Below are 23,961 nucleotides of genomic sequence, written 5' to 3'. Positions count from 1 at the left end.
ATCCCGGCGGCTTCGGCTGATAGCAACGCCGGGATCCGGGCGTTCTCCCGGACGGGGGCGCCCTCGTGGCGCCTCCGTCCGGCGTTCTTCAACATGATCAAGGATTGAAGTGATCTCCACCCTGATGCGGCGTGCCAAGGGCGCGCTCGCAGTGACCATCGCCACCGGTGCCCTGCTCTCGGCCACGGCTCCCGCTCAGGCCGCGCCCGCGCCGACCCTCACCGCGGCCGGCGCGATCGTGATCAACGGCACCAACGGGGCCACGCTCATGGCCAAGGACGCCGACACCAAGCGCCCCATGGCGAGCACCACGAAGATCATGACCGCCGTGGTGGTCACTACCCTGCCGGGTCTTAACCTCGACCAGAAGGTCACGGTCAAGCAGGAGTACCTGGACTACGTCTACCGCCAGGGGGCGAGTTCGGCACAGCTGAAGGCAGGGGCAACGCCGACGGTCCGTCAGCTGCTGTACGGTGCCATGCTGCCGTCTGGCTCCGACGCCACGTACGCCCTCGCCGACACCTTCGGATCGGGTACGACCATGGCGGCCCGCACGGCGGACTTCATCGCCAAGATGAACGCCAAGGCGAAGGAACTGGGTCTGACCAACACCGAGTACGACTCCTTCGACGGCATCTCGCCGACCGGCAAGAACCTCACCAGCCCGCGCGACCTGGCGAAGCTCACCCAGCACGCGATGACCATCCCCTTGTTCCAGACCCTGGTGAAGACCACCAGCTACAGCACCGGCGGCACCGCCAACGTCGCCGCCTGGAGCAACACCAACCTCCTGATCCAGCCGCGCCCGACCGGCTACGCGTACCCGGGCGCGATCGGCATCAAGACCGGCACCACCACCCCTTCCGGCAAGTGCCTGGTCTTCTCCGTGACCCGCAATGGCAAGACGATCATCGGGGTCCTGCTCAACGACGAGGAGCGGTACATGGACTCCATGGCCCTCTCCGACTGGGCCCTCGGCCCGGCCGCCGGTTCGAAGAACGCCGTCCAGCGCAGCAACACCGAGCCGATCCCCGACGTCCTCGACTGATGTCCGTTGTCCGTTCCCACCTCGCCGGGCTCTTGCCTGACGGCCGGCGAGGTGGGGGTCAGTGTGTGCCCCCGGGTCCCGATGTACGCGGGGCGGACAAGTGCTGATCAGACGGCGTGCGTCTCTCGTCGGCCCACGTCCTCCCCCGCATACCTGAACGAAGAGATCTGACCATGAGCTTCGGCGACCCGAACAACCCGTACGGCCAGCAGCCCCCGCAGTACCAGCCGGGGTACCCGCAGCCGGCCCCGCAGGGCGTGCCCCCGCAGTACGGGTACCCCCAGCAGCCTGCCGCGCAGTACGGCCACCCGCAGCCGGCTCCGTACGGCGCCCACCTCGCTCCCGGTGTGCCGGGCGGGATGCCCGAGCTGGCCCACTGGGGGCTGCGCGTCGGGGCGGACCTGCTCGACACGCTGATCGTCCTCGGCCCGATGTACGCCTTGCGCTTGGTCGACCTCGCCACCGCCGCCGACCCGGACACAGCCGAACCCGGCGTCTTCTTCGTGGTCGGTCTCGTGTACGCGGTCGCCATGGGCTTCTTCCAGCTCTTCAAGGAGGGCTCCACCGGCCAGTCGATCGGCAAGAAGGCGCTCGGCATCAGCCTGCGCCGCGAAGCCGACGGCAGCACTCTCGGATTCGGCAGGGCCTTCATCCGCAAGCTGGCCCACATCCTCGACAGCCTCCCCTGCCACATCGGCTGGCTGTGGCCGATCTGGCACCCCAAGAAGCAGACCTTCGCCGACAAGGTGTGCAGCACCGTCGTCATCCGCGTTCGCAAGGGCTGAGGCACCGCCTCACCACCGTGCGGGGGCAGCCGCGGTGAGGTCACGGTCGTGCGAGGTCCGCAGCTCTCGCACCGCCAGGGGCGCACGCTCAGCAGCTCGTCGAACAGTGCCGTCTCCTCAGTTCCACGTACCGAGTATCCAGGGGGAAGGCCGAACGGACATGTTCCAGACGGCACATGTATGCGCGAATCGAACAGCACACGCAGTGGGGGGCGCAGTTCCGCCCGCATGGCCCAGGCCCGCTCCAAGCGCCGCAGGCGGCTCCGCCGCTCGGTCCTGGGGCTGGTCTGCGCGGCCGGCGGGGCCGGCGTCGCGGTGGTCCTGCTCCGGGTGGACCCGCCTGTGGACGAGTCCGGGGCCCAGGCGGCCCTGCGTCCGGGGCCGTCCTCCCCGGCCCCGCCGCTGCCATCCACGTCGCCTTCTGCGAAGCCCACGCCCGAACCGAGCCGGACCTCGCACAGCGACGTGCCCCCGTCGGGGGCGGGCACCTTCACCGCCGCCAAGGTCTCGGCCGGCAAGCACGGCAACGGGCCCGTGCGGCGCTATCGGGTGGAGGTCGAGGACGGCTCCGGCCTGGACGCCAACCAGGCCGCGCGGGAGGTGGACACGGTCCTCGCGGACCGGCGGGGGTGGATCCGGGACGAGCGGTACGGCTTCCAGCTGGCCGCGCAGGGCACGGTGGACTTCACCGTACGGATCGCCACGCCGCAGACCACGAACCGGCTGTGCGACATCACCACACCCGAACTGGTCGGAGAGACCAACTGCAGTACCAACCACACGGTCGTGGTCAACCTCAAGCGGTGGCAGCGGGGTTCGCCCCAGTTCGACGGACCGGTCTCCGAATACCGGGCGCTGATCATCAACCACGAAGTCGGCCACGAGATAGGCCGCGGCCACGAAACGTGCCCGGCTCCGGGCAAGCCGGCCCCCGCGATGATGCAGCAGCTCAAGGGACTGGCAGGCTGCGAGGCCAATGCATGGCCCCACGACCGCAAGGGCAGGTACCTGTCGGGCCCGGCAGTGCCATAAAGAGCGTTTTCGTCACCGCGGGTCCGGCCGCCGGAACGGCGGCGCCAGGCTGGGCCAGGAGCGCGGCGACCGCCCGGTCGACACCGACACCCTGGCGGTGCGCGGCGGTCAGGAATCCGGCGACATCGACCCCTCGTTGGTCGAGGAGCGCCATGTCCGGCCAGGCCGGGGAGACCAGCCTCGCGTCGCGCACCAGGCCCTCGGGCATCGTCTTCTTGAGCAGCTTCACCCACCGGTCGGTGCCCACCGCGCTGATGCGGGCCCGGTTGGCCTCCACCGCCTGGTGCACGCTCCTGGCCGCCCGCCCGAGCCGGAGCAGAGTGACCGGGCACCGGCACGGTAGAGGCATGAGCCCCGGCCTGCGCGTCATCGCCTACCCGCCCGACGCCCAGGGCAGCTACCGCGTCCGCGTTAATGGCGAGAGCCTCGGCCGCGCCCTCGGCGAGGCGGACATCTTCGAGTTCCTGCGCTGGGCCGGCCTCGACGACGTCGACCTCGACCTCGACAACACGCTGCTCATCGAATGGCGCGGCGGCGGACCCGCCGTACGGAAGCTCGGCAGCATCCCTCACGGCGGCGGATGGCGGGCCGTGGGCCGAACTGCCGGGGACCGCAACCGGCAGGCCACCACCACCGAGCGCAAGAGCTCCACACCAGTGATCGGCTACAGCTACGTCCACTCCGCCGTCGACGACCACTCCCGCCTGGCCTACAGCGAGGTCCTGGCCAACGAACGGCAGGAGACCGCCGCCGGCTTCTGGCAGCGGGCCAACACGTTCTTCCAGGCCCACGGCATCACCGTCGAACGCGTCCTGACCGACAACGGCGCCTGCTACAAGTCCAAGCTGTTCACCCGGACCCTGACCGCGGCCGGCATCGCCCACAAGAAGATCAGGCCCTACCGGCCACAGACCAACGGCAAGGTCGAACGCTTCAACCGCACCCTGCTCGACGAATGGGCCTACCTGCGGCCCTACACCTCAAACGACGAGCGGACAGCGGCTCTGGCAGACTTCCTCCACACCTACAACCACCACCGCTGCCACACCGCACTCGACGGACACCCACCCATCAGCCGCGTAAACAACGCTACAGGTCAATACACCTAGGGGACGTCGCCCCGCCACACGAACCGGCCGACGTCGCCGGAGCCGGAGACCGGTTCGGCCGGCGCGTACTCGGAGCGGCCCCCGGGGCCGAACCACCCGTGCTCCGACATCAGCAGCGCCCCGTCCACCACCTCCTGTGGCGGCCAGCCGGTCACGTCCAACAACATCCCGTCCAGGGGACCGCCCACCAGTTCCACGTAGTCGTGACCCGGCCGCGGCCCGCTCTCCGGCTCGTCCCGCTCCGACCCGAACACCCACCGGTCCCACCACACAGCATCCATCCGCGCAGCCTCCCACCCGAGGCCGGCGGCCGGGCGGGGGACACCCAATCCAGCCCCGGAGGGGTGAACTGCGGCTACCGGCCGCCCATGTGGAACATGGTCGAAGCCGGGGCCGTAAGTTCCTTCGCCAGCTGCTCGCTGCTGGTGGCGGCTGCCCGCAGCTGCGCCGAGGCCTCGGCCGTGAACGTCCCCGGGTCCTCGCCGGTGTCCATCACCACGAGGTCCCGGGCAGCGCTGCGCTGCCCCCATCGAGCAGCACGCCAAGCGCGCCCACGTCTGCGGGGCAGGCCCAGCCCGACAAGCGGTCCTCCCCGGCCGCGTCCTCGGCCAGCGCCAACGCCGGATCCTCCAGCCGGAACAACCCGAAGGCTGAACCGGTCCCCCGCACCACGACCGTCCCCGTCGGCAGGGCGGTGGGCACGGTCAGCTTCCCAGCCGCGCGGGCGGGGCCTTGCTCGGGCGCGGCTGCCTTTCGCTGCGTGCCCGGTTGCCGCTGGGCCACTCAGGCGAATCGGCTCCTCAGCCGGTCGATTCCCCATTACGGAGCGTGCGTTGCGAGCGTTGGTGGCGTCATGGCTCACTCCGGATTCGGGTCGCCACCTTTCGGCTCCGGGGCGCAGTCGGTTCGGTCAATGACACGGTCCGGGTCCTTCCCTCGGCTGGCCATTCGTCCGTGTCCAGGCGCAATCTCACCTGAACGGCAAGGCGGGTGGTGCGATCCAGGGCACGTCCCGGCGGACTTCCACATGAGAGAAAGGCTGATCATGATCACGCAGGTGTTGAAGCGGCGCGCCTCTGCCTTCGGAACCGTATTGGGGCTGAGCATGGCACTGACGTTGGGTGTGGGGGCTGCTCCCGCGTCGGCGGATCCCGTGCTGCGCATCACCAAGACCCACGTGGGCAACTTCCCCAGAGGCGGGACCGGCGAATACACGATCACGGTCTCCAACAACGGCGACATCTTCACCGAGCACGGAACGACCCTGTCCGACAATCTCCCGGAAGGTTTCACCGTCCGCGACTACGCGGTCGCCCTACGCGGCACGGAAAGCGTCACGTGCATCGGTTCGGGGACCAGCCTGTTCCGGTGCAACAGCAGCCGGGTCTTCGCGTCGGGCGGCGGTTACACGGTCGTCCTGACCGTGGACATCGCACCAAATGCACCCTGTTCCGGAACCAACGTCGCCACCGTGAGGGATGACGACACACAGCAGGCAGCCAGTGCCACCGACCCCACCACCGTGACCGGGGGCAGCTGCAACGGAGCGGACGGAGGAGATGGAGACGGCGACTCTCTCCTGCCCATCAGCCTCAGCGGACTCCTCCCGATCTACAACAACACAGGCAGCAACGTCTTCAGTCCCGGCGCGACCACAGGAAGCAACGAGACCTCCAGGGTGAACAACACGCCCTGAACGATCGCCTCTCACGCCACGCAGGGGTCCGACCGCCACCCGGCGGCCGGGCCCAGCACCTCAGCCGACAGCCCCCGCACAGCGCACCAGGCTGTCCCGGAAACTCCTCACCGCGGCCGGGACACTTCGCCCGGCCCCCTGCGGCCGGCACCGGGGAAGCGGGACACCGAGCGCGTCGGACAGCCGGTCCGCCGCCCGCCCCGCGCCGACTCCGCGCAGGACGGCGCGGACCGCCTCCGCCTCGGCGGCCTCGTCCACCGCCCGCGACCAACGCCCCGGCCCGGCGTCCGCCGGCGGGACCAAGCCCGTACCGGCCGCCCACCGCCAGGCTGCCACCGGCACCCGCAGCCGGCTCGCGGCCTGCCCCTCGTCGTAGACCTCACGTACCGAACGCGTCATCCAAACCACACTCCGATCGCACATTGGCCGGCCCAACCACCGGACCGCGCCAGAACTATGACGAAACATCACAACAGAGTCAATAGGCCTACTTTCAGGGCGAGTTGGACTTTCGCATCCTTTCTGGGCGTGCGTACGCGTGGTGCAGATTCACCCTCCGGGAGGACACCGCGGTGCGGCTCACAGGGCGAGGCCGGCTCGGAGCGGGGCGGTGTTGTCCGCCGGGGTTGCGGGGCTAACCCCCGCGTCGTGCAGCCTCATCCGGCGACGTGAGAGGGCTGCGTCAAGTCCTCGCGAATCCGCGTTCCGCAGGCCTCCGGGCAAGCCCGGGACGGATTTTCGCGAGAACTGGGCCAGGCCGGTCCGCGGCCGCACTGTTGCTCTCGCTCACCCGCTCCGGTCCCTGCGCCGGTCTTCAGAAAGGAACCACCATGACCACGACGACCAGCAGCACCGCCACGGCGCCCCAGGGCTCCGCCGCCACCGGCGCCAGCGCCAGCGCCGGCGCGGCCACCGAGGAGCGGGCCGAGGTCGCGCGGCTGCGGCTCCAGCGCGACGTCCTGTTCGTACTGCTGCTCCTGGGCATCGGCGCCGCCCTCGGGGGCGGTGCGGGTCTCGTCATACGGCTGGCCCCGTCCTGGGCGAACCCGGCGCAGGTCGCCCTCGGCACGCTCGGCGTCTACGTCGGCGCGCTCGCCGTACTGGTGCCGTTTCTGCGCCGCCGCCGGTAGCCCGCACACGGACTGCCCGCCCCGCCGCCGCGGGGGCGACCGGGCGGGCACGGGCCCGCCCGGGGGCACCATGGCCGGGCGCCGTGCCCCGCCCTGGCCGAAGGGCGGGGCGTCGCCCGCCGCCACTGACCCTGCCCACCACCATGCCGGGCGCCGGCCATCCCGCCCCACGGGAAGCCGGCGCCCGGCACAACCCCTCAGCCCACCCGACCCCCGCGCACGACGAAGGGCCGCCACCCTCGAAGAGGGGCAGCGGCCCTTCAACACATCCGGTCACGGAGCGGGGGTGAACTCCACCTCCGTACCGCCGCAGCCCGCCGCGATGTCCCACAGCCGCTCCCGCTCCGCCTCGTCCACCGCCAGGCCCCAGCGCAGCTTCGTCGCGGTCCACTCCGCGCCGTACCGGCACAGCGCGTCCGGGGCCGGCGGCAGCCACTGGGCCGGATCCTGATCAGCCTTCGACCTGTTCGACCGCGCCGACACCGCCACCAGCGAAGCGTCCTGACCGAGGTCGTTCGCGTACGCCTCCCGACGCGCCGCCGTCCAGCCGGAGGCCCCGGAGTCCCACGCCTCGGCGAGCGGCACCATGTGGTCGATATCGAACGCCCGTGCCTCATTGGTCAGCGTGCGGTCGTAGTAGCTCCACCACACGCCGCCCGTCAGCGTGCACCCTGGACCGACCTCCGGCGCCTGAACCGCCTCCGCGATCAGCACCTCCATCCGGGTGTTGCAGCCGTCCGAAGGATTCGCACCCGCATTCCAGTGCTTGAAGGACGTGCGCTGGTAGCCGGTCCGGTCCTCGACCGCGACCGGCAGCGCGGTCACCGCGACACCGATCGGCAGAACCTGCGGCACCACCCGCTCTCCCTCGGCGGCGTCGGCGGTAGCGGCGGGCAGGGACAGACCCAGGGCAGCAGCGGCCGCGACGGCGGCCCGCATCATGATCATCATGAGCCGGTTGTATCCACTGCAACACCGTCAGCGACAGTCACACCCCGCCCGGTTCACCCTCCCGGGGCTCACCATTCACCCGCGAAACGCCACTGCACACCCGCCGGCCCCAGGCCCTGACCGCGCGCACGCCCCATACTGCTGCCGGAGGCACCTGTCCGGTAGCCGGGCCCCACCGCGCTCTGGTCAACGCGCGGCCCCAACCTCTACACCTCGTCCGGGCACCGGTCCGCACGTGCGGCGAGCGCCGGCTGGTTCATGCAGAAGGGCCGGCCGTCGTGACGGCCGGCCCTTCGAGCGAGCCGCGCGTCAACACGGTTTCGCTGCAAAAGCCCTGGTCATTTGGTTGCACCCAGTAGGCAGGGCCATGGGCCACCGGGGAAATACCCCCGGCGGGCTCATTCGCGTCCCAACCATGCCCGTCCGGGCGTGCAGTCGGCAATGTCGCCATGCACGGAAATGAACCAATCCGCTGACCACGGGGTGACCAGCAGTGCCATCAGCCCCGCCTGGGCCGGACTCTGCCCTTCCTGCCGCCCCACAGCGTCAACTCCCCGCAACGCGAAGATCTTTGGGCGCGGTTGAGCCAATCATCCGGCAATTCAGACAAAGAGGCTATTTGATCACTGATCTGTATTACCGCCCTCACGGACTGTGCTGGGACACTCATGTCTTGCCCGTACACGGCAGCGTCAACTGCCGTGAGAACGCGCGGGTTGCACCCAGTAGGCGAAGGGCGCCGGCCCCCGGGCCGGCGCCCTTCCGAAGACACCTTCGAAGGGCACCACCGTGTCGAGGAACACCTCCACCCCGCACAGCAGCAAGCCCGAGACCCCGAACCAGGGGCCGGCCCGCATCACCCTGCCCCACGTCCTCTTCGGAGCGACCTGGCCCACCCTGGGCACCGTCCTCCACCTCGTCGGCCACATGCCCACCGACGACATCCTCTACCTGCTCGGCGGCTGCGCCGCCATCAGCGCGGGCGCCGCCATCGCCGTCACCGGCGGCCGCCGCATCGCCGAAGGCTTCGCCACCGCCATCGCCCACGGCCTCCTCAAGCTCACCGAGAAGCAGAGCTGAGGCCGTCATGGGACGCAAGGAAAACCCCATCCAGAACCGCGACGCCCTCGGCAGGCTCGCCTGGCTGCTGCGCCTGACCCGCCGCCGCTCCGGGCTCACCTTCCAGCAGATGGCCGACCGCAGCCACCTGTCCGCCGCCACCCTCAAGAGGGCCGCCTCCGGCACCACCGTGCCCAGGCCCGCCACCATCGAGGAGTACGCCCGAATCTGCGGCGCCACCCCTCACCAGCTCGCCATCCTCCTCGGTCTGCGCGTCCAGGCCCGCGTCGAGGCCCGCGGCGTCCTGCCCACCCTCCGCGCCCCCAAGGTCCACCTCATCGGCGACCGCCGGGACCTCAGCAAGGCCCTGGAATACGTCTACGAAGCCGCAGGCGCACCCTCGTTCCGCGAGATGCAGGAACGTAGCGGCAACGCCCACGCCCTCCCCATCAGCACCATCAGCCGCATCGTCGCCCGCGAAACCACCCCCGCCGACGAACGCCAGCTCCTCGCGTTCGTCCACGGTTGCGGCATCCACGACCAGGACAACGCCTGGAAGGCCGCATGGGCAAAGATCACCACCCCCGACCCCAGCGAACTGCACTCCTCCAGCTGGTTCCGCCTCCCCCAGCCCGAACCGCTCTACAGCAACTTCGAGATCAAGGTCAATGAGTACGTGGTGAGGTAGCCCCCATCAGCCAGAACTGAATCCCTGGGGCCCTCCGGGCCCCGACCCAGCCTGATCGCAGCCGCCGCCCGGATCACATCCCGGGCGGCGGCTGCCGCCTGCCGACGGGCAGCGGTGGCCCCGCAGGACTGCGGATCCGGGAGGACCGAGCTTCCTTACGGCGCCGGGTCGGCCGTGAGGCCGTGCAGGACGTCGAGCGCGAACTCCCACGGGTACGCCTCGACCCTGCCGTGCTTCGGGGCGTGCGGGGTGAACCCGCCGGCGTGGCCCTGGTCGTCATCGAAGAGGTAGCGGACGCCGGCCTTGCGCAGCGTGGCCACGGCGGGGGCGGCGGCGGTTCTTCGGCGGGGATGGTGAAGGCCGCCCGGCTGGGGGTTGCGGGGCTAACCCCCGCGTCGTGCAGCCTCATCCAGCAACGGCAGAGGGCTGCGTCAAGTCCCCGCGAATCCGCGTTCCGGAGGTCTCCGGGCAGGCGCAGGACGGATTTTCGCGAGAACTGCGCCGAGCCGGTCCGCGGCCGCACTGTTGCTCTCGCTCCCGGCCCCTGCGCCGGTCTTCAGAAAGGAACCACCATGACCATGACCACAACGACCAGCAGCACCGCCACGGCGCCCCAGGGCCCCGACGCCGCCGACGTCGGCGTGGGCGCCGAGGAGCGGGCCGAGGTCGCGCGGCTGCGGCTCCAGCGCGACGTCCTGTTCGTACTGCTGCTCCTGGGCATCGGCGCCGTCCTCGCGGGCGGTGCGGGCCTCGTCATACGACTGGCCCCGTCCTGGGTAAACCCGGCGCAGGTCGCCCTCGGCACGCTCGGCGTGTACGTCGGCGCGCTCGCCGTACTGGTGCCGTTTCTGCGACGCCGCCGGTAGCCCGCACGAGGTGCCCGGCCGCCGCGGGGGCGGCCGGGCCCACGGGCCCGCCCCGGGGCCGGATGATCGAGCGCCGCCCTCCTCAGCCAGCGGCCGCGGTCCCGCCCTGACCGAAAGCCGGAACGTCCTCAGCGGCCACGTCCAGGCGCAGCGGCTTGAACCGGGCCAGATGCCCGAGCCCACGCCCGACGGCGCCGGAGTGGGCTTAGGCCGGCCGCGCAGCCGCCTGTGGCGCCCCGCCCGCACCGCCCTCAACCTCACCGTCGTCGGGGCCGTCGCCCTGGCGTTCTACCGCGAGCACTACGCCGACCCCCTCGCCGTCGCCATCGGCGGCGCCGGCCTCATAGGCGGCAGCTTCCGCCGCCACTGACCCGCCACCCGGCAGTAGTCGGCCATCACCAGCCGACTACTGCGCGAGGGGGCATCTCATGTCTGGCTCCGCTCTGTGCGCGTCGCCGATCGAACAGGAAGCGCCGGTTCCGATCACTTTCGTTCGCGAGGAAAGACCGGGCCGCTGTGGGCGTAGGAGTGGCGTGGCGCGCTTGTGCGTCACGGTGGAACGATCTTGTTGGAGAGCAAATGACAGCGCTGGATGTTGCCGGGGTTCTCTCGGCTGCGGCCGGTGTGGTTCAGGCGGTGGTCACCGTCTGCTGGGTTCTGCGCGGTCGTCGGAACCGCAAGGGATCCCCCGCGCGTGGCCGGGAGGTCTGCGCTGGTGAGGTCTGCGAGTGCCGGCAAACCGTGGTGATGTGCCTGGAGCTTCACGTTCAGGTCAGGGTGTGGGCCATAGCATCCGCTGCCTGCGGAACGTCGCCCTCTCCTGGAGGGGAGCGGGGCCCGTGGTAGACAGCGCGCCCCCACAGGGGCCGGACGAGCGCTGGCGCCGGGAAGTGGACCAGCTCTTCGGCAACCCCGAGGTGTTGGAGGGCTGGAAGTCGACCCTGGCCGGGCACGTCAGCCGCCACCATCCACGTCTGCGGGATCACGCCGAACACATGGCGGCCGAGGCTATCGGCCGGGCGTACGAGAGGTGGCTGGACGACCCGGGCAAGGCCGGCCGCACGGTCCTGCCATACCTCATGACCACCGTGAACAACATGGCCAAGGATGCCTACAAGGTTCCGTCGCGGCCTGCGGACGAGAACACGATGCAGGACATCGAGCGCCACATCCTTCTGCGTCCCGGCAGGACCTCGGACCTGCCGCTGTCCTTCGGCTGCCTGGCGCCGCACTCTCCGATCGACCCGATGGAGGAAGTCCTCAAGCCCGCCATCTCGCGGATGGAGCCGACGCAGCGCAAGGCCGTCGCGGAGATGCAGAGCCTCGGCATGGACGACCAGGCCATCGCCGAACGCATGAACCGCGGCGTGGCCGTCATCCAGACCCTGAAGAGCAAGGCAGCGCAGGAACTACGGGCGGATGCCGAAGTGCGGCTCCACATCCGCAAAGAGGAACCCAGGAAGACCCGGAGCCAAGAAGAGGGCGAAGGTGAGTGATGTGAGCGTCAACGACAGCGGACAGGGCGGGCTCCGGAGGGCGATGCCTTCCGCTATCGCCGCCCTGCTGTCCGAGGGGAAGGGAGCCGACTTCTGGGACCGGCCCACCGGCGACTGGGGCAAGGCCCAGGTACGGCGGGCCGCAGAACGCGAGCAGCGCAGGCACGCGAACTCCTGCTACCGGCTCGGCTCGGCTGCGCTGCGCGCCGGGGATCTGGAGCTGGCCCGGAACTGGCTGCGGCGCGCGTTGGACGAAGGGCACCCGGGAGCGGCCTTCCGTCTTGCGGCAGCCCTGTGGCGGTCGGGGCCGCACACCGCCAACGAGGCTCTGCCGGTCCTGGTCAGTGCCGCCCGCTGGGGTCACGGAGATGCCCGGATCCTGCTGCACCAGGCGGGATGGGACCTGGCCGATATCGGCCTCGCCTCCCACAGCGACGATGGCACCGGCAGCCGGCAGGACGCGGAGTTCACGGCCGACATCGAGTCGCTGCTCCGGGCTGTCCGCCCGGGTCTGGGCTCGGCGGGGGCCGCTCGGGTTCCCCGCCCGCGCGGCACCGTCGCCGACACGGTCGAGTCGGCCGTCACCGAGACGGCAGAGCCCTGGGCGGACACCGTAGTCCGTCGAGAGGAGAAGCCGGGCGATAGCGATCCACTTCCGCGACCGGATGCGGGACCGCGGTATGCACCGGGCCCATTGAGGCAGGCGTCGCTGATGGACCTGGCCCAGCAGGTTCCCGGGGCGGGTCGGCCGGCTCGGCGGTGGCAGTCGGCGCAGCGGGTGCTGGAGGTGCTGCACATCATCGCCAGTGCCGGAAGGTCGGTGAGCGAGCGGCATCTGGCGCAGGCCACCAGCCTGTCCCGCCCCGCGGTGCAGCGGCTGCTGGTCTGGCTCGGCCAGCAGCAGCTCGTGCAGCCCACACCGGACGGCGGCTATGTGCCGGGAATCGCGCTGCGGCTGCTGGCCGCGCCCGACCCGCAACGCCGGGGAGCAGTGATCGAGCAGGTCCTGGCGGCGCTGCGCGATGCCGTCGGTGCGGCCGTCTACATCGGCATCTACCGCAATGGAGAGGTGGAGATCGCTGCCTTGGCGGACGGTCCTTCCACCCCTGGGGTGCGGCAGGTGGCGCCGTTCGAGGAAGCCGGGCACGCCACGGCCTTGGGCAAGAGCCTCCTCGCGCAGCTCGACTTCAAGCAGCGCATGGACCACCTCGCCCGGCGTCGGCCGATCATGCTGACCCAGCGGACCATCACCGACCGCGCCTCGCTCTTCCACAGCCTTGACGGCTACGGCCCCCACGCCTCCCAATTCGACCTGTTCGAATACTCGAACGGGGCCCTGTGCTTCGCCGTCCCTCTGCGCATCGGCAACGAAATCGGCTGCGTGGCCCTGTCGCTTCCCCGCGCACAGCACCGCCGCCTGATCCAGGCAGCCAGAACGCTCTCCAGCCGCTCGGCGGGCCTGCTGCTCTCCCTGCTGCTGGCCACCGCCCCACCCACCCTGGAAACCGGCCGACACGACGCCAACCTGTCCCGGCAAGACGGGGACGCTCTGACCCACGGGCACCCTGACTTCTCCCAGCAGCCGGACCCGCGCATCGGCGCCGACCACTGGCCGAGCTACACGCCCCAGTACAGCTTCCTCGTGGAGGCGGAAGAAGAGGAGGAAGGACTGGACGCGCAAGTGATCCAGTTCCCGGTGCGAACCCAGGAACCGCCACTCCTCCCGAGCCCGGAAGTCCTCCACACCACCAGCCTCTACCTCGCCCCGGCCGTCGCAGGGAGCCGCCACTGACCCTGCCCACCACCATGCCGGGCGCCGGCCATCCCGCCCCACGGGAAGCCGGCGCCCGGCACAACCCCTCAGCCCACCCGACCCCTGGGCACGACGAAGGGCCGCCACCCCCAAGGAGGGGCAGCGGCCCTTCAACACATCCGGTCACGGAGCGGGGGTGAACTCCACCTCCGTACCCCCACAGCCCGCCGCGATGTCCCACAGCCGCTCCCGCTCCGCCTCATCCACCGCCAGACCCCAGCGCAGCTTCGTCGCGGTCCACTCCGCGCCGTACCGGCACAGCGCGTCCCCCGCCGGCGGCAGCCACTGGGCCGGATCCTGATCAGCCTTCGACCTGTTCGACCGCGCCGACACCGCCACCAGCGAAGCGTCCTGACCGAGGTCGTTCGCGTACGCCTCCCGACGCGCCGCCGTCCACTCATCCGCCCCAGCTGGCGGGGAGCGCTATTCAAAGCGTGCGGTATTCCCCTGATGTCGGTACGACTCCCCTGGGCAACGACGTCGGTGTCTGGGAGGGTCGGGAGCGCACACCCCACGAAGCCAGGCATCAAGTTGACGATGTCTCTCGGGAAGGTGTTGGGGGTCCAGAGTCGACTCGAAGCTCGCGGGACGGTTCAATGCCTGGGTGGTGAACTGGGCACAGATGTACGACTGTCACTCTGACGTAGATCGCGTCCCTGAGCTTCTCGCTCGGGTGGAGCGTGAGTACGAATCGGAAGCGTGGACGGAGCTGGGACACCGGCTGATCCTCGAGCATGACCTGGTGTCGCCCGCCAGCATCGCTGCCCTGCCCTTGCTGGTGCGCCTCGCATCGGGGAACAGGGAGGCACGCCACCTGGCCGGCGAGATCATGGAGCGTGCGGCGAGCCACCATGGCAGCGACGAACTGCTGGTTGAGAGCGCCGACGTGATCGCCAAGTTCGGCGCTCTCCTGGACCGGCACCTGCAGTCGCGGCCATCCGATTACCTGGTTACCTTCCGCGCACTGCTTGCGGTCGAGGAGCAGTACCACTGGGCCAACGTCCTGGGGGACTTCGCGGACGACTTCTACGACCTGCAGTGCCCTCACTGCGGTGTGGAGGTGACCGTCGCCATCGGCGACTACGGGCGCTACTCGGCGATCCGGGACTGGAACCTGGGCGACGTGGACCGGCGTGATCTTCGGCCGAGGCCCGGCGAGGAGCTCACGGGCGTCGGGCGGTGGATGCACGAGATTGCTGTCCGCGATGAGGAAGTCGCACTCGCTGAAGGAATCGCGCATCTCTTCGGCAAGGCCGAGTGTCCGAGATGTGCCAGCGTCTTCACCATCGCGGACGAGTATGAGGCTGCCAACTGCCCAGTCCTGCGCTAGCGCCATTGCTGCATTGCCTCTGCGCCCCCACCGGAACCGGCTGAAGCGGCTTCTCCTCTCACGCCGCTTGTGAGAACTGGATGACCGAGGCCGGCAACGATCACGGCCCGGACGGTGGTCGTCTGTCCGCGAGCGCGCGCTGGCGTGCCTGGAGGTAGGCGGTCCAGTCGGTTGCGGCTCGGCGACGCCAGTGCAGCGCGGTGATGACGTGGAGCCCGAGGAGCGGGGCCAGGACCCCGGGCGGCATCTCCTCGGCGAGCTGGACCAGGGCGGTCGCGCGGGAGGCACGAATGGGGATGCCGTGTCTGGTCAAGGCTCGGGCGAGGGAGCTGGCGGAGCGGTGGGTGCCTGGCAGGCTGCCGGGAAAGAGCCAGGTGCCGGGCGTGTTGCCGCGCCATCCCTGCCTGGGCTGCTGGTCGATCAGTCGGGTGAGAAGGGTGGCAAGGGGCTGCGGGAGGCGGATGGGGGTGCTGTCGAGGCGGATGGTCTGGTGGCTGTCCTGGTGGTCGAGGTGCCCGGTGGTGAGGGTGATGATGTGGGTGAGGTGCTGGCCGAACAGCAGGAGCAGGGATCCAGCCGCCCTCACGTCCAGGGGGAGGTCCTCGTCGTGGAGGCACTGCTGGAGGAAGTCCCAGTGGGTGTCCTCGTCGATTCCCTCTGGTTCGGCCTTGCCCCGGTGAGGAACCAGTAGGTCGTCGCTGTGGCCGCGCCTGGCCGTCCAGACCAGGAAGTCCCGCACCTCGTATCGGGTGCTGGCCCCTACCGGGCCAGGCGGAATGATGCAGCCAGCGCAACATCGCCTACTTGGAGTCCCACGCCTCCGCGAGCGGCACCATGTGGTCGATATCGAACGCCCGTGCCTCGTTGGTCAGCGTGCCGTCGTAGTAGCTCCACCACACGCCGCCCGTCAGCGTGCACGACGGCCGCGGGGAAGTCCCCCAGCGGGCCGGAGACCCTGGGGTGCGGCATGGCCTACCACACCCAGGGCCACCGGTCAGACCCTCACACGCGGCGCCGCCACGTACTCCCCGCCCCACTCCGGCGGGATGCCGACGCGGGCCAGGGCTTCGCACAGCCCCGCTGCGGCCGCGTCCCCGGCCTGCAGGGCGTCCGCCTCACGGGCGTCGCGCTCGGCGCGTTCCTCGCGGGTCGTGGTCATCTCTCTACCTCCGCGGTCTCCAGCAAGGTGCAGGGCCTGGCCGGCCAACGCCCGGGGCGCGACCGCCTCGACGCCGGCTGGCCAGCCGCGCCCGCCGAGCCCGCATGGGGCTGCGGGCGGTCGGGCGCCCTGAGCAGCGAACGCAGCAGAGCCCGCTCACCCACGTATCCGCCCCGGCTGGCCGCCGGGCCCTCTCACAGAGTTCCCGGATAGCTGGGGCGGCCGTGCTTGTCCCAAGCGATTTGATCGGCTGGTACACGCACGATGGGGGGAGCAGCAGGGTCATTGCCTGTTACGTACCGCTTTTCGTAGGAGGAGCCCCGACTGGGCGCTGTGACCCGGAACGTGTAGAGCTCTTCCCCGGTCTCGCCCGAGTAGGCCGGCAGTCTTTCCTTGTACTTGGCCCCTTCCGACGAGATGATCAATGCGGCCTGAAAGGTGCATGATTTTGCGCTCGAAAAGAATTCGATTCGAATCTCGCGCTGGTCTCCTTGATCGAGGGTGACGCTGACGTTCTCCGGGGGGCCAGGGAGGCCGTCATCGCCCAGTTTCCGGGTGACCGGGCGGGCCGCGTCAATGTTCATCGCATACTCCGCCGGCCTTTCGAGTGTGCCGCCGTCGCCGATGGGCGGGACCTTGAAGAGGGCGCCAGCTGCGGGGTCTGCACATTTCAGTTGAGAGATTTCAACGCCTTGAACCAGTACGGTGTGCTTATGCTTACTCAGAACGTTTACTGCGACGCCAGTTGAGTTCAGCGGAGTCCAGTGCTTCCGCAGCCACGGAAATGACGGCTTGCCCGGATCGGTCGACGCCATGTCGAAAACTTCACCTTCGTAATTCCGTGCACTTTCGGCCGACGCATACCAGGACGGGCCATAGTAGGATTCTCCGGGCGTGAGTTTTACGGGCGAGCCGGCTTCGAATTCCTGCTCTTCTTTATGGTCTGTCTTTTCTCTCTGGTTTGTCTCTTCGGCCGGACTGAGGGCGCGATATGCAACGTACCCGGCCACAATTGTCGCGATCAGTGTGGGAATGCCGAGCCAGAAGGTGAGCCGCAGGGCCCTGCGGCTTGTCACGTGGGCTGCGCGGGCAATCTCGTTCGCATCCCGCGGGTAGCGATCCGGATCGGGGGGTACCACCCACACATGCGGTGCCCCGGGCTGAGGCCCGGGCTGAGGCCCGGGAGTGGGAGTCGCCCCGGGCTGAGGCCCGGGAGTGGGAGTCGGCCCCCCGGGTAAGGGACCCCCGTTGGGTGGCTGCTGCGGGGCAGGGCCCCCAGGGGTAGGCGGTGGCGGTGTGGCCATCGGTGCTCCTTTCAAGTGCACTGCTGGTCAATGTAGTTGTAACCCCACCTGGCTGTCGGCGGCTTGTGACGGTCTGCAACGTTGCCCCCGTTCTTCAACGGCCCGTCTTCACTTCGGTTCCGGACACCTGGCTCGACACCGCCGCACCCGCCTCCACGAGACTCTCTGTGCGCACGGTGCGACCGGATGAAGTGCGCCGATTGCGGGGTCTGCTGCTGCGCCGCGAAGTGCCCCACCTGCGAGGGTCCGCTGAGCACGGCGTACTACGTGCATACGGGTGGTCCCTGCTGGTGCTCCTGCGTGTGTTTGGCGCTGGTGATGGAGCGGGAGTCGGCGGACGTGGATGCCTGACGGGGCGCAGGTCTGCCGGCGGCAGGGCGAGCACCGCGCCCCGGCCGCCGCCTGGGTGGAGCGTCAGGGCTGGGGCGTCGCCCTGCTGGTCTCGGGCCAGGTGTCCCAGGGCCAGAGTCCGCCGATCGCGTAGCGGCCCTGGGCGTCCGGGGTGACGCGCTCGGCGCCGGGCTCGTCCCGGTAGGTCGCGTCCCAGGTGAACGTGAGCGTGCCGTCGTACTCGAACGCTGCGGTGAGACCGCAGCTGTCCCGGTGCAGGTCTTCGACGATGCGCTGCGCGGTCTCGCCGGTGAACAGGTAGATGTCGTACGGGGAGCGCGTCGCTGTGGTGGGTTGCCCGGGGTAGGGCCCGTACTGCGTTCCGTCGACCGTCAAGAGCTCAAGAGCCGCGGCTGGGGCGGGCGTCTGGGGGGGGTGGGCTCGGTGCGGCGTCACCCGGGGCGTCTCCGGTGCGCAGGCCGGCCGGAGCGGGCACGACCGTCACGCTGTGGGCCGGGACCGCGTAGCGGGCACGGCCAGTACCTCCCGTCTCGCGCGGACGGGATGTTCGAAGGACGTCGACGGTGATCCGTCCGGTGGGGCTGAAGCTCTGGACGACGCCTTCCACCATCTCGGTCGAGTGGGCGCTGCGGCCCCACTTCCGGGGGAAGAGGACGTGGGCGCAGTGCGTGATCGGGGTTCCTCGCCAGTCGAGCATCCAGGCCATGGGGTACCTCCTGTGGGTGTGTGTTCGGACCGGCGGGGTGCCACTCCCCGCCGGGGCGGGGGTGGGGCGGCACGCCCCACCCCCGCGGGTGGTTGTTCGCTCAGGAGAGGCGGACGTGCATCACCAGGTGCTTGTAGCCCTGACCAGCCATCTCGGGGCCGTCGGTGAAGAGGCCGGGCTTGCTGATCTGCCCGTCCTTCATCTCGCCCAGGTGCAGGGTGATGGTGTCGCCGGCGAACGTGCCGAGCGCGTCCAGCAGGAACCCCGGGTTGAAGGCGGCGAGGCCTCCACGCAGACCTTCGCCGGTGCCGTGGGTGATGGTCGTCGGAATGGACATGCCCTTGGTGCGAGCCGTTCCTTCGGCCGTGTCCATACGGGGGGCGAGCGTGAGGTTGCCGTCGGTGTCCCAGGCGAACCTCACGGGAACGTTCTTGAGTCCCTTCGCGTTCAGAACGGCCTGGCACTTCTTGACGGCCCGGACAGTCGTAGCGCGGTCGAGCCGGACCGACGTCTCGCACGTCTCGGGGAACAACTTCCCGTACTTGGGGAGGCTGCCGTCCAGTGAGCGCATCGTGATGGTGATGGCGCCCAGCGACAGCGTGGCGCGGGGAGTGGTCCACGTGGCCACAGGCTCCCCTTCGGCGTGGTTGTCTTCGAGGACGCCGATGCCCACGGGCCCGTCGTGGCTCTTCAGTCGCTTGGCCAGGGCGGAGAGGGTGGCGGCCGGGATGAGCGCGGCCAAAGGCTTCTCCGGCGGCTGCACGGTGTGGGTAACCGGGACTTCCGCGACGGCGAAGCGGTAGCGGTCCGTTGCGGCCATGGTGAGCGTCTCGCCATCCAGCGTGACCTGGATGCCGGTGAGTACGGGCAGCGTGTCGTCGCTGCCCGCCGCGGGCAGTACGCGGTTGAGCTGGCCGAGGAAGGCCTGCGCGTCCATGGTGGCCATGGCGGGCACGGCCTCCAGCGGCTGGGTGTACTCGTGGATGTCGTGCGTGGTGATGGGCACCGTGAGGTGCTCGGTGGCCAGCAGGTCTCCGGCGAGCGAGACGCGGGTCTGGGCCGCGACGGCCTTGGTCTCCCCGGCGATCATGGCCGCGAGCATCTTCTTCAGCTCCGGGAAGTCGAGGAGCGAGGAGCCCTTCCCGGCGGGCGTGGCGGCCGGAACCATGACCGACACCGCGGTGTCGAAGTCGTAGGCGCTGAAGACGATGCGGTTGCCGCCGGTCTCGATCAGCACACCGCGCTGAGCGGGCGGCTGCGCCTTCATCAGTGCCTGTTTCTGAACCCAAAGCCACAGGTCGGCAAGGTGAACGGGGAGACCGGGGGGGCTACCCGCGTTCGTGGAACAGTCACAGTGACGGTTCCACGAACGCATCGGCCGTGGGGTGCTGCTGACGGCCGAAAGGGCCCTGCTCCAGGCGTAGTGAGAGCCCCATGCCGGGGTCGGTGCCTGTCCTCTCGTGGCTGGCCTTCTGCTGTGGCTGCTGGCCTGCTCGGGTGGTTCGCGCTGGTCGACGGCGAGGCGACAGTGCCCAAGGCACCCGTTCCCGCTCACGGTGTCTTCCGAGGCTGGAGGTCGCCGATCCGGGAGGGTACGAAATGGGCTCGGTGCGGTGGCGGTTGCGGGCCGTAGCGCACGGCTTGACCGTGGTCTCGGCCTGTCTTCTGGTCGCGGCCGTTCTCTCATGGGACCGAGTGGTCAGCCTCGCCGCCCGCATCCCGCTGGTCCCGCTCATCTTCGTGATCGGGGCTGTGGGCTGTGCCGCCGTATCGGACCAGATGTACAAGCGTACGCAGCCAGAGCTCCAACGGCGGTTCGCCCCGCGTATCCGCTGGTGGTGGGTGGCGCTTGCATTCGCGGCTGTGCTGACCGCTGTGTGGGCGACCACGGCCCTGCTGCTGCCCCAGATCACCGATCTGCAGCCAGAAAGCGAACGGTCGAAGCAGCGGATCGAGGCGGTGCGTACCGCTCTGGCCGCTGGGGCCGGCGTGGGCGCTGCCATTACGGTGCTGCTGGCTCTTCGTCGACAGCAGCACCACGAGGAGGCCACCGAGAGAACCGAATATGACGCGAGCGAACGGCGTATCAACGAGCTTTACATCAAGGCCGTCGAGCAGCTTGGCAGCACTGAAGCCCCGGTGCGTCTGGGCGGGCTGTACACGCTGGAGCGGCTCGGCCAGGCGGCTGCCGACCACCGGCAGACCATCGTGGATGTCATCTGCGCATACCTACGCATGCCCTACATGCCACCCCCGCCATGGTGGCCAGTGTCCCGTTCCCGCCAGGCTGCCCGTGCACTCTTCGGCAGGAAGGCGGACAGCCAACGGCACCAGGAACTCCAGGTGCGCAACGCCGCCGAGTACATCCTTGTTATCCACCTCCATGACTCCCGCGCGCCGGACCAGCGAGAGATCACCCCTGTCGATTACGCGTTCTGGGATGGCATGGGTGTCAACCTCAACCACGCCACCTTCACCTACTACGGATTCGGCCAAATTCACGTCACCTGGGCAAGCTTCACAGGCGCGATGTTCACCAATCCGGCCTTGTTCGACTCCGCGACTTTCAGTGATGGCGCCGTGTTCGATGACGCGACGTTCACCAGCATCGCCTCCTTCGATGACGCGACGTTCACCAGCATCGCCTCCTTCGATAACGCGACGTTCACCAGCACCGCCTCCTTCAATGGGACCACGTTCAAACAGAGTGCCTCGTTCGATGGGGTCACGTTCAACAGCGCCACCTCGTTCGCTGGCGCGACGTTCCAACAAGGTGCCTCGTTCGCCGGCGCACGGGCGCGGCTGACAACGCCGGATGGCACCCCCTTGGCGCATTCCTGGCCGACGGGATGGGAAGTCCGTCCCACCGCTAACGGCTGGGCGATTCTTAGTGAGACCTGAGGTTCACTTTGCGGGGCCCTCCCTTGTCCCAGACCTCGGCGAGAGCGGTCCGAGCCAAATACTGAACGACGTTCACCTCCATCGCCAACTGCTATGGCGTTGGGATTCCCGCCCCCACGTGTGAGGCGCCAACGCCCCACGCTCTTGCTGCAGGGCGGCCCAAGAGAGAAACTGCGTCCGGCGAGCTTCTCTCCCGGCGGCTCGCGGTGCGCACCACCACAGAGACCGTGCGTGCTGCCCTGAAGCAGGGGGCGCGCGAGCCGGGTGGCCCTCCGGCGGACGCACGCTCACGCGTCGACGAGCTCAGCCCTCGAGCTGGGCAGCGTGCAGAACTCTCGGGCACCGCGGAGGACCGTACGCAGCCGCTTCTGGGTCGTCCGGCTGTCCAGGCGTACATCGAGTCCGCCCGGCAGGGCGCTTTGCGCCCGCAAGCCCGCGCGCAGTCGGGAAGCGTCCAGACCGTCGCGTCGGGCGATGAGGGTGCCCAGCTCGTGGCGGCTCACCGCGTCGGCCCCGCCCAGGTGCTGGATCCCGGCAGCGTCGCTGTCCGCCAGCTCCAGCAGGGCAGCGGCCAGGTCCTCGACGAACACTGGGCACCGGACGTCGTCGGTGTAGAGGGCTCCGTCGCGGCCGGCGGTGAGAGGTCGTTTTCGTCCGATGTTTCATCCCAGAAGCGGGTGTTCTGTGGTCTTCTGCGGGTCGCGCCAGGAGATGGTGTTCTCGCTGGTGAGGCGGCGGGCCATGAGGTCGGTCATGGCGATGTGGATCATGTCTGCGGAGCGGGTGGGCAGGGTTTCGTAGTCGCGGGCCAGGCGTCGGTCGGCGCCGCAGTCGGGGCACCGCTGATACCGGTCTTGCCTACTACCGGAGCGGCGCCCAAGGGGACCGCCAACCGAATGACGCCCAGGCACCAGCCCGCGATCTTCCGCCACGCCTCGAACCCTGCCGACCGGACGTCACAAACAGCCCCACCATGAACCACCGGCACCACCAAAGGCCCGGGAAGATCAAAAACGCGTACAGGATCACTGCTGCTGCGCTAGGGGCAGGGACCGGGCGCGGCATCTGCTGCCGGCCTCACCGGTGCAGCCCCGGGCTGCCGGCGCCAGAAGGACAGGCTGAAGGGATGGACCGGGCGCCTTGGGTGGGTGCGGCGCCTGTCGGGGATGAAGGGCTGGACTGCCAGGCACGGGGAGGTCACCCCTGGCAGGCATGGCGTGAACCGATCGGCCGCCGCGGGTCGACTGGTGTACTGCGCACGTGACAGATCAGAAGCAGTGCACGGTGGTCCGAACCGGACAGTACGAGGGCATCCAGGGCGGCACCTTCGGCACGGGCGTCAGCGCGCAATCGGCCGGGGCCGAGCGGTTGTGTCTCCATCGGCTGGTGATGCCCGCGGGCACCCGGGGCCGCCCGCACCTGCACGAGGGGCACGAGTCGGCCATCTTCATCCAGTCCGGGCAGGTCGAGGTGTGGCACGGGCAGGACCTGGCCGAGCACACGGTGCTGCGCGCGGGTGACTACATCTACATCCCCCCAGACACCCCGCACATGCCGGTCAACAGCGGCGACCAGGACATGGTGTGCCTGGTCGCGCGGACCGACCCGAACGAGCAAGAAGGCGTCCGCCTGCTGCCTCTGCCGACCCGGCTCGAGAACCGGCTCGGCCTGCTGCCCGTCGGAGCCGGCTGAGCCAGACCAGCTTCCGGACAGAGGAGAGGATGCCGCCTCGAGGGACAGATGGGGGCGGAGTGCGGAAGCAGCCCTGCATGAGCGTGTGTCCGAATCCGGCCCCGCAACAGGCAGCAGCCCGGCCCATCGCTGCTCAGGACGCCGATCGCGCGCTTCGCCACCGCGCCCAGCAGCGGAGCAGGGCCCAGATCGCCGCGGCGTTGATCAGGGCGCCCACCAGGATCGGGATGTAGAGGCCGAAGGCGTCCCACATCTCGGGCTTGTCGGCCACGGACGTGTGCGGCACCCAGTCGGAGGGGAGCGCATCCGACGGCGAGGGGAAGTCCGTGGGCAGCGTGGTCGGCGGCTGCGCCCCGTAGGAGGGCTCCACGATCGGTACCGGGGTCAAGCCCGGCTCCAGGGCGCCCGACGCGGCTCCGAAGGCGGCCACCAGTAGGAGGCTGACCGGCGCCGTGGCCAACATGGGCCAGATGGCGCCCATGCCGACGTCGTGCCCCGTTCGGCTGGCCACCTCCAGCCAGACCATCATCGCGGCGACCAGCGCCAAGTACCCACCGGGAACCCACATCTCAGGCTTCGACCAGCGCTGTTCCATCACGTTCCCCGTTCCCATCCGTCCTGCAGCAAGTCTCGAAGCTGCCGGGCCTGGGCACCTGAGTACGCCTACTCACCTCGCGGCGCCTTACGTACCTGGTCAGACCGCGCACGGGTCCAACGGGAGGGAACACTCCATGACGAACCACTCAATTCCCGGCACCGGGGGGGTGCGAACCGGTCCGCCGCCACGGCGTCGCGACCGGCTCGACCCGGGCCGGCTCGCCGCCCTTGCCCCCTCGGAGTGGAGT

26 protein-coding genes and 4 pseudogenes are annotated in these 23,961 nt (G+C 69.6%); 15 read left to right on the top strand and 15 right to left on the bottom strand.

All coding sequences use genetic code 11. The annotated features are described in order from the left end of the window. The first annotated feature begins 109 nt into the window (after positions 1 to 109). The 4 genes and pseudogenes from ACZ518_RS37245 to ACZ518_RS37230 all read left to right on the top strand — a co-directional run. Positions 110 to 1,048, top strand: coding sequence for a D-alanyl-D-alanine carboxypeptidase family protein (locus tag ACZ518_RS37245; RefSeq protein ID WP_469117468.1), 939 nt, complete (start codon positions 110 to 112; stop codon positions 1,046 to 1,048). A gap of 173 nt (positions 1,049 to 1,221) precedes the next feature. Beyond that, positions 1,222 to 1,833, top strand: coding sequence for an RDD family protein (locus ACZ518_RS37240; protein ID WP_469117467.1), 612 nt, complete (start codon positions 1,222 to 1,224; stop codon positions 1,831 to 1,833). 228 nt (positions 1,834 to 2,061) lie between these two features. Then, positions 2,062 to 2,865 (top strand): DUF3152 domain-containing protein, encoded by an 804-nt coding sequence (locus ACZ518_RS37235; RefSeq protein ID WP_469117466.1) that lies wholly within the window; start codon positions 2,062 to 2,064, stop codon positions 2,863 to 2,865. Between the two features lie 545 nt (positions 2,866 to 3,410). Next, positions 3,411 to 3,974 (top strand): annotated as a pseudogene (locus ACZ518_RS37230) (integrase core domain-containing protein); the annotation flags it as partial. On the opposite strand, the gene ACZ518_RS37225 reads toward ACZ518_RS37230, so the two are convergent. The 3 genes from ACZ518_RS37225 to ACZ518_RS37215 form a co-directional block, all read right to left on the bottom strand. After that, the gene (locus tag ACZ518_RS37225; protein WP_469117465.1) at positions 3,971 to 4,255 is read right to left on the bottom strand and encodes a hypothetical protein; all 285 of its coding nucleotides are present in this window, start codon (positions 4,253 to 4,255) and stop codon (positions 3,971 to 3,973) included. The pseudogene ACZ518_RS37230 and the gene ACZ518_RS37225 overlap by 4 nt on opposite strands. A gap of 74 nt (positions 4,256 to 4,329) precedes the next feature. Continuing rightward, positions 4,330 to 4,467, bottom strand: coding sequence for a hypothetical protein (locus ACZ518_RS37220; protein ID WP_469117464.1), 138 nt, complete (start codon positions 4,465 to 4,467; stop codon positions 4,330 to 4,332). Next, a complete protein-coding gene (locus ACZ518_RS37215; protein WP_469117463.1) occupies positions 4,467 to 4,676 on the bottom strand; it encodes a hypothetical protein in 210 nt (69 codons plus the stop codon). The genes ACZ518_RS37220 and ACZ518_RS37215 overlap by 1 nt, the downstream gene beginning before the upstream one ends. Before the next feature lie 343 nt (positions 4,677 to 5,019). Between ACZ518_RS37215 and ACZ518_RS37210 the strand changes: the two genes are divergently transcribed. Then, positions 5,020 to 5,670 (top strand): hypothetical protein, encoded by a 651-nt coding sequence (locus tag ACZ518_RS37210; RefSeq protein WP_469117462.1) that lies wholly within the window; start codon positions 5,020 to 5,022, stop codon positions 5,668 to 5,670. A gap of 60 nt (positions 5,671 to 5,730) precedes the next feature. On the opposite strand, the gene ACZ518_RS37205 is transcribed toward ACZ518_RS37210, so the two are convergent. Beyond that, complete coding sequence (locus ACZ518_RS37205) at positions 5,731 to 6,069, bottom strand: hypothetical protein (protein WP_469117461.1); 339 nt, start codon at positions 6,067 to 6,069, stop codon at positions 5,731 to 5,733. A 431-nt stretch (positions 6,070 to 6,500) separates the two neighbouring features. Between ACZ518_RS37205 and ACZ518_RS37200 the strand changes: the two genes are divergently transcribed. Then, entirely contained in the window at positions 6,501 to 6,800 is a 300-nt protein-coding gene (locus ACZ518_RS37200) for a hypothetical protein (protein WP_469117460.1), read from the top strand. Positions 6,801 to 7,073: 273 nt separating this feature from the next. Here the strand turns inward: ACZ518_RS37200 and ACZ518_RS37195 are convergent, their stop codons facing one another. Continuing rightward, positions 7,074 to 7,751 carry an HNH endonuclease family protein gene (locus tag ACZ518_RS37195; RefSeq protein ID WP_469117459.1) on the bottom strand — a complete coding sequence of 226 codons (678 nt, stop codon included), beginning with the start codon at positions 7,749 to 7,751 and terminating at the stop codon, positions 7,074 to 7,076. 789 nt (positions 7,752 to 8,540) lie between these two features. Between ACZ518_RS37195 and ACZ518_RS37190 the strand changes: the two genes are divergently transcribed. Continuing rightward, positions 8,541 to 8,831: a hypothetical protein gene (locus ACZ518_RS37190; protein ID WP_469117458.1), complete on the top strand. Its 291-nt coding sequence runs from the start codon at positions 8,541 to 8,543 to the stop codon at positions 8,829 to 8,831. 7 nt (positions 8,832 to 8,838) lie between these two features. Further along, a complete protein-coding gene (locus ACZ518_RS37185) occupies positions 8,839 to 9,498 on the top strand; it encodes a helix-turn-helix domain-containing protein (RefSeq protein WP_469117457.1) in 660 nt (219 codons plus the stop codon). 155 nt (positions 9,499 to 9,653) lie between these two features. Here the strand turns inward: ACZ518_RS37185 and ACZ518_RS37180 are convergent, their stop codons facing one another. Next, positions 9,654 to 9,818, bottom strand: coding sequence for a hypothetical protein (locus tag ACZ518_RS37180; protein WP_469117456.1), 165 nt, complete (start codon positions 9,816 to 9,818; stop codon positions 9,654 to 9,656). 252 nt (positions 9,819 to 10,070) lie between these two features. Here ACZ518_RS37180 and ACZ518_RS37175 point away from each other — a divergent pair, with 252 nt between their 5' ends. From ACZ518_RS37175 to ACZ518_RS37160, 4 genes are all read left to right on the top strand, one after another. After that, complete coding sequence (locus tag ACZ518_RS37175; RefSeq protein WP_469117455.1) at positions 10,071 to 10,364, top strand: hypothetical protein; 294 nt, start codon at positions 10,071 to 10,073, stop codon at positions 10,362 to 10,364. Positions 10,365 to 10,563: 199 nt separating this feature from the next. After that, positions 10,564 to 10,734 (top strand): hypothetical protein, encoded by a 171-nt coding sequence (locus tag ACZ518_RS37170; protein WP_469117454.1) that lies wholly within the window; start codon positions 10,564 to 10,566, stop codon positions 10,732 to 10,734. A gap of 469 nt (positions 10,735 to 11,203) precedes the next feature. Further along, positions 11,204 to 11,860, top strand: a complete 657-nt coding sequence (locus tag ACZ518_RS37165; RefSeq protein ID WP_469117453.1) for an RNA polymerase sigma factor — start codon at positions 11,204 to 11,206, stop codon at positions 11,858 to 11,860. A gap of 1 nt (position 11,861) precedes the next feature. Continuing rightward, a complete protein-coding gene (locus ACZ518_RS37160; protein ID WP_469117452.1) occupies positions 11,862 to 13,652 on the top strand; it encodes an IclR family transcriptional regulator in 1,791 nt (596 codons plus the stop codon). A gap of 144 nt (positions 13,653 to 13,796) precedes the next feature. Here ACZ518_RS37160 and ACZ518_RS37155 read toward each other — a convergent pair. Next, positions 13,797 to 14,084 (bottom strand): annotated as a pseudogene (locus ACZ518_RS37155) (HNH endonuclease); the annotation flags it as partial. Between the two features lie 193 nt (positions 14,085 to 14,277). On the opposite strand from ACZ518_RS37155, the gene ACZ518_RS37150 reads away from it, so the two are divergent. Then, complete coding sequence (locus tag ACZ518_RS37150) at positions 14,278 to 15,003, top strand: hypothetical protein (RefSeq protein ID WP_469117451.1); 726 nt, start codon at positions 14,278 to 14,280, stop codon at positions 15,001 to 15,003. Between the two features lie 100 nt (positions 15,004 to 15,103). Here the strand turns inward: ACZ518_RS37150 and ACZ518_RS37145 are convergent, their stop codons facing one another. The 5 genes from ACZ518_RS37145 to ACZ518_RS37125 form a co-directional block, all read right to left on the bottom strand. After that, positions 15,104 to 15,742 (bottom strand): hypothetical protein, encoded by a 639-nt coding sequence (locus ACZ518_RS37145; protein WP_469117450.1) that lies wholly within the window; start codon positions 15,740 to 15,742, stop codon positions 15,104 to 15,106. A gap of 255 nt (positions 15,743 to 15,997) precedes the next feature. Beyond that, entirely contained in the window at positions 15,998 to 16,162 is a 165-nt protein-coding gene (locus ACZ518_RS37140) for a hypothetical protein (RefSeq protein ID WP_469117449.1), read from the bottom strand. A gap of 194 nt (positions 16,163 to 16,356) precedes the next feature. Next, positions 16,357 to 17,301: a hypothetical protein gene (locus ACZ518_RS37135; RefSeq protein ID WP_469117448.1), complete on the bottom strand. Its 945-nt coding sequence runs from the start codon at positions 17,299 to 17,301 to the stop codon at positions 16,357 to 16,359. A gap of 579 nt (positions 17,302 to 17,880) precedes the next feature. Next, positions 17,881 to 18,192, bottom strand: a complete 312-nt coding sequence (locus ACZ518_RS37130) for a hypothetical protein (RefSeq protein ID WP_469117447.1) — start codon at positions 18,190 to 18,192, stop codon at positions 17,881 to 17,883. 431 nt (positions 18,193 to 18,623) lie between these two features. Continuing rightward, entirely contained in the window at positions 18,624 to 19,790 is a 1,167-nt protein-coding gene (locus ACZ518_RS37125) for a DNA polymerase III subunit beta (RefSeq protein WP_469117446.1), read from the bottom strand. 428 nt (positions 19,791 to 20,218) lie between these two features. Between ACZ518_RS37125 and ACZ518_RS37120 the strand changes: the two genes are divergently transcribed. Further along, on the top strand, positions 20,219 to 21,424 hold the full coding sequence (locus tag ACZ518_RS37120) for a pentapeptide repeat-containing protein (protein WP_469117445.1): 1,206 nt from the start codon (positions 20,219 to 20,221) through the stop codon (positions 21,422 to 21,424). Positions 21,425 to 21,711: 287 nt separating this feature from the next. Here ACZ518_RS37120 and ACZ518_RS37115 read toward each other — a convergent pair. Next, positions 21,712 to 22,065 (bottom strand): annotated as a pseudogene (locus ACZ518_RS37115) (hypothetical protein); the annotation flags it as partial. Between the two features lie 21 nt (positions 22,066 to 22,086). Next, positions 22,087 to 22,242, bottom strand: a pseudogene (locus ACZ518_RS37110) (IS5 family transposase); the annotation flags it as partial. Positions 22,243 to 22,684: 442 nt separating this feature from the next. On the opposite strand from ACZ518_RS37110, the gene ACZ518_RS37105 reads away from it, so the two are divergent. Then, positions 22,685 to 23,116 carry a cupin domain-containing protein gene (locus tag ACZ518_RS37105; protein WP_469117444.1) on the top strand — a complete coding sequence of 144 codons (432 nt, stop codon included), beginning with the start codon at positions 22,685 to 22,687 and terminating at the stop codon, positions 23,114 to 23,116. A 133-nt stretch (positions 23,117 to 23,249) separates the two neighbouring features. Here the strand turns inward: ACZ518_RS37105 and ACZ518_RS37100 are convergent, their stop codons facing one another. Then, the gene (locus ACZ518_RS37100) at positions 23,250 to 23,729 is read right to left on the bottom strand and encodes an SCO4225 family membrane protein (RefSeq protein WP_469117443.1); all 480 of its coding nucleotides are present in this window, start codon (positions 23,727 to 23,729) and stop codon (positions 23,250 to 23,252) included. Between the last annotated feature and the right edge of the window lie 232 nt (positions 23,730 to 23,961).

The sequence above is a fragment of the Streptomyces sp. NPDC033966 genome (assembly GCF_055575955.1).
This window is presented reverse-complemented; position numbering and strand designations above follow the sequence as displayed.

Coding starts and splice junctions, on each gene's coding strand:
- ACZ518_RS37240 (WP_469117467.1), top strand. CDS start 1,222: ATGAGCTTCGGCGACCCGAACAACCCGTACGGCCAGCAGCCCCCGCAG.
- ACZ518_RS37235 (WP_469117466.1), top strand. CDS start 2,062: ATGGCCCAGGCCCGCTCCAAGCGCCGCAGGCGGCTCCGCCGCTCGGTC.
- ACZ518_RS37225 (WP_469117465.1), bottom strand. CDS start 4,255: ATGGATGCTGTGTGGTGGGACCGGTGGGTGTTCGGGTCGGAGCGGGAC.
- ACZ518_RS37220 (WP_469117464.1), bottom strand. CDS start 4,467: ATGGACACCGGCGAGGACCCGGGGACGTTCACGGCCGAGGCCTCGGCG.
- ACZ518_RS37210 (WP_469117462.1), top strand. CDS start 5,020: ATGATCACGCAGGTGTTGAAGCGGCGCGCCTCTGCCTTCGGAACCGTA.
- ACZ518_RS37205 (WP_469117461.1), bottom strand. CDS start 6,069: ATGACGCGTTCGGTACGTGAGGTCTACGACGAGGGGCAGGCCGCGAGC.
- ACZ518_RS37200 (WP_469117460.1), top strand. CDS start 6,501: ATGACCACGACGACCAGCAGCACCGCCACGGCGCCCCAGGGCTCCGCC.
- ACZ518_RS37195 (WP_469117459.1), bottom strand. CDS start 7,751: ATGATGATCATGATGCGGGCCGCCGTCGCGGCCGCTGCTGCCCTGGGT.
- ACZ518_RS37185 (WP_469117457.1), top strand. CDS start 8,839: ATGGGACGCAAGGAAAACCCCATCCAGAACCGCGACGCCCTCGGCAGG.
- ACZ518_RS37175 (WP_469117455.1), top strand. CDS start 10,071: ATGACCATGACCACAACGACCAGCAGCACCGCCACGGCGCCCCAGGGC.
- ACZ518_RS37140 (WP_469117449.1), bottom strand. CDS start 16,162: ATGACCACGACCCGCGAGGAACGCGCCGAGCGCGACGCCCGTGAGGCG.
- ACZ518_RS37125 (WP_469117446.1), bottom strand. CDS start 19,790: ATGAAGGCGCAGCCGCCCGCTCAGCGCGGTGTGCTGATCGAGACCGGC.
- ACZ518_RS37100 (WP_469117443.1), bottom strand. CDS start 23,729: ATGGGAACGGGGAACGTGATGGAACAGCGCTGGTCGAAGCCTGAGATG.